Annotated in this window: 6 protein-coding genes; 1 reads left to right on the top strand and 5 read right to left on the bottom strand. The window is 62.8% G+C overall.

Features of this window, described 5'->3' with window-relative positions; genetic code table 11:
* Positions 1-2,063 (bottom strand): putative selenate reductase subunit YgfK (ygfK, locus tag RDM88_RS10605; protein ID WP_308754815.1); only part of this gene is annotated, 2,063 nt, incomplete at its 3' end.
* A gap of 52 nt (positions 2,064-2,115) precedes the next feature.
* Complete coding sequence (ssnA, locus tag RDM88_RS10600) at positions 2,116-3,450, bottom strand: putative aminohydrolase SsnA (RefSeq protein ID WP_308754814.1); 1,335 nt, start codon at positions 3,448-3,450, stop codon at positions 2,116-2,118.
* Between the two features lie 398 nt (positions 3,451-3,848).
* Between ssnA and RDM88_RS10595 the strand changes: the two genes are divergently transcribed.
* Entirely contained in the window at positions 3,849-4,484 is a 636-nt protein-coding gene (locus RDM88_RS10595) for a helix-turn-helix transcriptional regulator (RefSeq protein ID WP_308754813.1), read from the top strand.
* A 46-nt stretch (positions 4,485-4,530) separates the two neighbouring features.
* On the opposite strand, the gene RDM88_RS10590 is transcribed toward RDM88_RS10595, so the two are convergent.
* The 3 genes from RDM88_RS10590 to RDM88_RS10580 all read right to left on the bottom strand — a co-directional run bounded on the left by RDM88_RS10590 (position 4,531) and on the right by RDM88_RS10580 (position 7,061).
* Positions 4,531-5,175 (bottom strand): PAS domain-containing protein, encoded by a 645-nt coding sequence (locus tag RDM88_RS10590; RefSeq protein WP_308754812.1) that lies wholly within the window; start codon positions 5,173-5,175, stop codon positions 4,531-4,533.
* Positions 5,176-5,194: 19 nt separating this feature from the next.
* A complete protein-coding gene (locus tag RDM88_RS10585; RefSeq protein WP_308754811.1) occupies positions 5,195-6,517 on the bottom strand; it encodes a solute carrier family 23 protein in 1,323 nt (440 codons plus the stop codon).
* Positions 6,518-6,686: 169 nt separating this feature from the next.
* Complete coding sequence (locus RDM88_RS10580; RefSeq protein ID WP_308754810.1) at positions 6,687-7,061, bottom strand: RidA family protein; 375 nt, start codon at positions 7,059-7,061, stop codon at positions 6,687-6,689.
* Positions 7,062-7,238: the final 177 nt, after the last annotated feature.

The raw sequence follows: 7,238 nt of genomic DNA, 5'->3' as shown, positions 1-7,238 counted from the left end.
CCCGGCACGCGCACTGCGGCGCGGGCGGCGTCCATCGCGGTGTTTCCGCCGCCGATCACGACGACGTTTTCCCCAAGCGAAAGGCCGTCGGGATCGCTCTTGCACCGCTCGAGGAATTCAAGGACGTTCATCGCCCCGCCGTATTCGAGCGGAAGCTTCCCCGGCTGCCACGCGCCGGTCGCGAGGATGACGTCGGTGTAGCCCCGGTCCAGCAGCTCCTGCGCCGAGCCGATCTCCGCGCCCAGCTCGAACTGCGCGCCCACGGCGCGCGCGATGGCGACGTCGTTTTCGATGGCGGAGGTCGGGATGCGGAAGGCGGGGATGACATGCCGCACGATGCCCCCGAGCTGGCGCTTGCGCTCGAAGACGGTGACGGGCACGCCCGCCCTGGCGAGGAAGCAGGCCGCCGAGATCCCGGCCGGGCCGCCGCCCACGACCGCGACCTTTTTTCCCCTGGCGGGCGCGGCCGGGCGCAGCTCCTTCAGCAGCTCGTCATAGGCGTTTTGGGCCGCCTCGAGCTTGACCTCGCGGATGTGGACCGAATCCTCATAGAAATTGCGCGTGCACTTGTCCATGCAGCGGTGGGAGCAGATGGTGCCGGTGATGAAGGGCAGGGGGTTGCGCTCGGTGATGACCCGCAGCGCGTCGAGGTATTTCCCCTCCCCCGCGAGGCGCAGGTAGGCGGGGATGTCCTGCCCGATCGGGCAGCCGTCGCGGCAGGGCGCGGCGAAGCAGTCGACGAGCGGGACGTGTTTTTTCATCTTGCGCGGGGGCAGGGGCTTGATCGGCTTGCGGTAGTAGGGGTCGCCCAGCGCGTCCTCCACATATTCGCTCACCTTCGCTGTGTTGACTCCCGTGAAGGGCTGGTCCCCGCAGCCGCGCAGCCGCTCGGCGATCTGGGAGAACCGCTGGTAGCCGCCCGGCTTCAAGAGGGTGGTGGCCATCGTGATCGGCCAGATGCCCGCCGCGAAGAGCTTTTCGACGTTGGTGACGTCCGCGCCGCCCGAATAGGAGATGCGCAGCTTCCCGTCAAACGCCTTGGAGAGCATTTTGGCCACCGAGATGGTCAGCGGGAAGAGGCTACGCCCGGACATGTACATCTCATTGCCGGGCAGCTCGCCCGCCGCGATGTCGACCGGGAAGGTGTTGGTCAGCTTGACGCCGAAGGCGAGCCCCCGCCCGTCGGCGAGCGCCTGCAGCCGCCCGATCATCGGGACCGCGTCCTCAAACTGCAGATCCTCCTTGAAGTGGTGGTCGTCGAAGGCGATATAGTCGAACCCGAGCGCGTCGAGGGTCTCGCGCGCGTACTCGTAGCCGAGCAGAGTCGGGTTGCACTTGATGAAGGTGTTGAGGCCCTTTTCGGTCAGCAGGTAGGTGGCGATCCGCTCGATCTCCTGCGGCGGGCAGCCGTGCAGGGTCGAGAGGGTGATCGAGGTGCACACCCTCGGGGAGATCTCCTCGACGTAGCGGGCGTCGAGCTTTTGGAAACGGCCGAGGTGCTCGAGCGCCCACGTCCGGCACTCCGCCCATACGGGGGTGTCCGCCGCGTTTTTGAGCCCCTCGATGAAGGCGTCGATCTTGGGGGATTTGATCCCCTCGAGGTCGTAGCCGACGCTCATGTTGAAGATGAACCCGTCGGGGCTGCCGAGCCCCCACTCGCGGGAGAGGAGCTTGAGCGCGAACCACGCCTTGACGTACTCGTCGTACGCCTCGGGCACCCGCAACTCGGTCGACCACTCGACGTTGTAGCACTCGTCCTGCGCGTTGATGCAGGGCTTTGCGACCGGCAGGTCCTCGCCGTCGAGGGTCTGCACCGTCTTGAGCTCAAAGAACCTGCTGCCCGCCGCGTAGGCGGCGACCAGGTTCTGGGCGAGCTGGGTGTGCGGGCCGGCCGCCGGGCCGAAGGGTGCCTCCATCCGCTCGCCGAAGAGGGGCAGCCCGGGGGCGTCCTCCGCGTGGCGGACGATCTTCGAGACGCCGAAGATGCTGCCGTAAGTCTGGTATTCGCCTATGATCCAGTCCATCAGCTGGCCGAATGGGATCGGCCGCATGCGATCGCTCATGGTTGATTCCTCCTGTAAACCGGGGGTTCTCCGCCCGGATTGTTCTGCTCGTTTACCGCGCGTTGATGCGCGCCCACATCTTTTCCGCCTGCTCGCGGGATTTCGCCATGACCTCCCGCTCGTCGATGCCGACGAGCTCCCGGTCCTTCATGCGCACCTTCCCATCGATGACCGTCGTGACCGTCTGGCGGCCGGTCATCCCGAAGAGGGTGTGACCGTTCACGTTGTCCGCCGAAAGCGGGGTGAGCGGGTCGTAGTCGGTGACGATGACGTCCGCCGCCGCGCCGGGCTCGAGCGCGCCGAGCTTCTTTTCAAAGAACCGCGCGCCGATCGCCGGGTTCCCCTCAAAGAGCATGTAGGGCACCTCCGACCAGGCCGCGGTCGGGTCGCAGAGGTTGTGCTTGTGCAGGCAGTTGGCCGCCTTCATCGACTCGTACATGTCGTTGGTGTAGCCGTCGGTGCCAAGCCCCACGGTCAGCCCCCGGCGGATCATCTCCATCGTCGGCGGGCAGCCCACCGCGTTGCCCATGTTGCTCTCGGGGTTATGTACCACCATCGTGTTCGTCTCTCTCAGGATGTCCATCTCGGTACCGTTCACATGGATGCAGTGGCCGGTGATCGTCTTTTCCCCGAGAATGTCGTTGTCGAACAGCCGGTTGATGACCCGCTTGCCGTACTTTTTGAGGGAGTCGTACACGTCGGTCATCCCCTCGGCCACGTGGATGTGGAAGCCCGTGTCCGCGGGGGTGTTCTCCCGGCAGAGGGCGAGGGTCGCGTCCGAGAGGGTGAAGGAGGCGTGCAGGCCCATCATGCCCTTGACCATGTCGGTCGTGTCCCGCTTGCAGGAGGCGATGAAATCGGCGTTCTCCTTCACGGCCTGGCGCATCTTCTCCGCACCGTCGCGGTCGGACACCTCGTAGCACAGGCAGGTGCGCACCCCCGTCTCCTTCGCCGCGTCCGCGATCGCAAAGAGGCTCCCCGGGATTTCGCCGTAGCTCGCGTGGTGGTCGAACACCGTCGTGACGCCGTTTTTGATGCAGTCGATATAGGTGGTCAGCGCGCTCATACGGGTGTCCCCGAGAAGCAGGTTGCGGTCGATCGTCCACCACATGCCGTCGAGGATGTCGAGGAAGTTCGCGGGGCTGTAGCCGTTGATCGCGATGCCGCGTGAATAGGCGCTGTAGATGTGGTTGTGGGCGTTGATGAGCCCCGGAAGGATCATGCCGCCGCGCGCGTCGATGAACTCCGCCCCGGGATAGCGTTTTTTCAGTTCCTCCGTCGTCCCGACCGCCGCAATCACGTTCCCGTCAGCCGCCACGCAGCCGTTTTCGATCAGGCGGTTGTGCGCCCCGCGGGTGATCAGCCGTCCGTTTCCTATCAGTAACATGCTTTTTCCTCCTTCATCATGCGGTACGCTTGTGGAAAAGCGCATAACAACCAAAAAAGGCGTCCATCCTGTGGATGAACACCCTTCCCCGTCCGGCCCGCAGGCATGCCGCGCATGGGACCTCCCCGGTCAGGGTGATCATCCAGCCCGTGCGCGAAGCACTCCGTTGCAGCCACGAATCCGATAAACTTGTCGCTTTGTACAAAAGAATTTATTGGAATTGTACAGAATTTTTTGCCCGTTGTCTTTGGTTTTAGTTTAGCATGATCGGGTACAAAATGCAATAGTTCCTGCGCGTTTTCTCAAAAAAAATTTTTAGCTTGCAAAGTTTTTGTTGCAAATCGCCGGGAACGTGCTATGATGGAACCAGACCAATTTCGACAAAAGGAGCCCACGCCATGCTCAACGCCGTCACGCTGGCCTTCCTGCGCCAGCTCGCCCGGGGAATCGCCCAGCAGTTCGGGCCGAACTGCGAGGTCGTCGTGCACGACCTTTCGGACAACAGCATCGATCACACCGTCGTCGCAATCGAAAACGGGCACGTCACCCACCGCAAGCTCGGCGACGGCCCCTCCCACATCGTGCTCGAGGCGCTGCACGGCGACCGCAGCGCCCTCCAGGACCAGATCGGCTACCTCACCAAGACGAAGGACGGCCGCATCCTCAAGTCGAGCACCATCTACATCCGCGACGAAAACGGCGACGCGGTGGGCATCTTTTCGATCAATTTCGACATCACCGGCCTGCTCATGGTGGACAGCGCCTTAAAGCCCCTCGTCTCCACCGCCGAGCCCGAAAAGGAGCCCGAGCGCATCTCCCAGAACGTCAACGAGCTGCTCGACGAGCTGATCTCCCAGAGCGTCCGCCTCGTCGGCAAGCCGGTCGCCCTCATGACCAAGGACGACAAGGTCAAGGCTATCCAGTTCCTGAACGACACCGGCGCCTTCCTCATCACCAAGAGCGGCGACAAGGTGTCGAAATATTTCGGCATCTCCAAATACACCCTCTACAGCTACATCGACGCGAAGTCGTAGCCCTCCGCGCAAAACAGAGGCCCGCTCCCATGGAGCGGGCCTCTGTCTATTTTTTGATCATATTCAGGTAGCGGTAGATCGTCGGGACCGACACGCCGAGGCTTTCCGCCACGCAGCCGATCGCGCCTTTGACGAGGAAGGTCCCGAGGTCGCTGAGCCCCTCGATCACCTCGAGCTTTTCCTTCTGGCTCATGCGCCCCACCTGCTCCTCGTACCCCGGGCAGACCCGGTGCAGGTTCGCCTGCACCAGCTCGCGCACGTTCATGTTGAAGCTCTCGGTGATCGGCAGGTTGGCCCGCAGACCCATCTCCCCGATCAGCGCGCCCAGCTTGTCGTGCGCCTCGAGCAGCTCGTGGTAGTCGGTGTTGACGCAGAGGAGCCCCACCAGCTTGCCCGCCTCATCCTTGATGAAGAAGGTGGACGATTTGAGCCGGTGCCCGTTTTTCACGATTCCCTGGTAGTTGGCCATGTGGGACTGCTGCTCGAACGCCGCCGACTTGAGCACGTTGAGGGTCAGGTCGGTCACGGGCGAGCCGATCTGGCGGCCGCTGATGTATCCGTTGCGGATCGCGACCACCGACTCGTGCCAGTCGGTCAGGTCGTGCAGCACGACCTCCGTGTTTTCCCCCATGCAGTCGGCCAAAAAGTCGACCAGCGGCAGATATGCGGCGAGAGTCTTGTTCAAAGGCATCCGCTCCTTTTGAAAACCGTTATTTTTCCGCTGCCCGGTCCCTGGGCAGGATGAGGTTCAGCAGAATGGCGATCAGCGTGGAAATGACCACCGAGGAGCCGCCGAACACGGTTCCGACCCACTCGGGAAAGCCCGCGAGGCTTCCGGACACCTGCGTCACGCCCACGCCGAGTGCGACCGCGATGCCGACGATGCTGACATTGCGCGGGGTGAGCCCGGCGGAGGAGATCATGCGGATGCCGGTCATCGTGATGGTGGCGAAGACCGAAATGGTCGCGCCGCCGATGACGCACTGCGGGATGGTGGTGAGCAGGGCGGAAAACTTGGGGACGAAGCCGGCGATCAGCAGCACGACGGCGGCAAAGCCGAAGACGACCCGGTTGACGACCCGGTTGACGGTGACGATGCCCACGTTCTGGCTGTAGGACGCGGTGGGCAGGCCGCCGAATAAGGCGCCCACGACGCTCGCCGCGCCCTGGCAGACGATGCCGCCCGAAAGCTCCCTGTCGGTCGGCTCGCGGTCGAGGCCGCCCAGCGTGGTCGAGGTGAGGTCCCCGATCGTCTGGACCGAGTTGACGACGTACATGACCGCCATCGACACGCAGGCCGCCGGGACGAATTTGATCCCGAACTTGAAGGGCACGGGCACCGCGACGATCCCTGCGGCTCCCACCGAGGAGAAGTCGACCATGCCGAAGCAGAGCGCCACGAGATAGCCCACGACGATCCCCATCAGGATGGACGCCAGCTTGGTGACGCCCCTGGTGAAGTTGTTGCAGAAGATGACGACCGCCAGCGTGATGGCGGCGACCAGCCAGTTCTGCCACGAGCCGAAGTCGGCGGCTCCCGCGCCGCCCGCCATGTATTTGACGGCGGTCGGGTAGAGGGAGAGGCCGATCGTAAAGATCACCGTGCCGGTGACCATGGGCGGGAAGAACACCCGCAGCTGCTTGACGAAGACGCCGAAGAGGATCGCGACGCAGCCGCCCACGATCTGCGCGCCGAGGATGACGCCGATGTCGCGGTAGCCGTTGGCGAGCGCGAGCAGCGTCGGAACATAGGCGAAGCTGACGCCCATGACCACCGGCAGCTTCGCGCCGATGCGCCACAGCCCGAACACCTGCACGAGCGTCGCGACGGCCGTAATGAGCAGCGACACCTGGATGAGCAGCGTCTTGTCCGCCACCTCCAGACCCACGGCGTTGGAGACGAGGATCGCGGGGGTGATGACGCCGACGATCGCGGCGACCACATGCTGCAACCCGAGCGGGACGACCTGTTTCATCGGCGGCACGCCGGACATCTCAAATACGGAACCTGCGGGAGCTTTCATTTCGTTCATCTCAACACGCCCTAACAAATATTTTTTTGCGCTAATATTTTTTTGTTTTCCTGTTATCCACTATAGCGCAAAACGCGGGCGGTTGCAATCATTTTATCGGATGTTGATAAAAAAATATCAACATCAATTTTGGGTACTTTCTCTATAAGTCATACTAATGCGGCCGTTTTTATCTGACGGCGACCGCTTCGATCTCAAACGCCGCGCCCTTGGGCAGCGCCGCGACCTGCACGCAGGAGCGCGCCGGAGCGTCACCCGGGAAGTACTGCGCGTAAATCGCGTTGATCGCCGCAAAATCGCCCATGTCCGAGAGAAAAACCGTCGTCTTGACAACGTCCTGAAAGTCCATTCCAGCCGTCTCAAGCACCGCTTTGAGGTTTTCCAGCGCCTGCTTCGCCTGCGCCTCCACGCCGTCCGCCAGCTCCCCGCTCACCGGGTTGAGCCCAAGCTGCCCGGAAGTGTAGAGGGCGTTGCCCGCCAGTACGGCATGGGAATAGGGGCCCACCGCCGCAGGCGCGTTCTTTGCGGAAATGATCTTGTTCATATTGACTGCCTCCCTGTGGTTGGTTGTTGCCCCCATTATACCAGACCGCGCCGCAAAATGATAGTTTTTTATTATAACTTTTCAGAAATTTAACAAAAAATTCTTACTCCGGAGGACTCCGGGGGACTTTGAAAAGTCCCCCGGACCCCGAAACTTTTGATGCAGGGGAACCGCCGT

It is taken from the genome of uncultured Anaerotruncus sp., from assembly GCF_902490045.1.
GTDB lineage: Bacteria > Bacillota > Clostridia > Oscillospirales > Ruminococcaceae > Anaerotruncus.
Note: the sequence above shows the minus strand (reverse complement) of the source record. Positions and strands in the feature narration are given on the sequence as shown.

What these genes read in the sequence shown, in the direction of transcription:
- ssnA (WP_308754814.1), bottom strand. Translation starts at nt 3,450, where the DNA reads ATGTTACTGATAGGAAACGGACGGCTGATCACCCGCGGGGCGCACAAC.
- RDM88_RS10595 (WP_308754813.1), top strand. Translation starts at nt 3,849, where the DNA reads ATGCTCAACGCCGTCACGCTGGCCTTCCTGCGCCAGCTCGCCCGGGGA.
- RDM88_RS10590 (WP_308754812.1), bottom strand. Translation starts at nt 5,175, where the DNA reads ATGCCTTTGAACAAGACTCTCGCCGCATATCTGCCGCTGGTCGACTTT.
- RDM88_RS10585 (WP_308754811.1), bottom strand. Translation starts at nt 6,517, where the DNA reads ATGAACGAAATGAAAGCTCCCGCAGGTTCCGTATTTGAGATGTCCGGC.
- RDM88_RS10580 (WP_308754810.1), bottom strand. Translation starts at nt 7,061, where the DNA reads ATGAACAAGATCATTTCCGCAAAGAACGCGCCTGCGGCGGTGGGCCCC.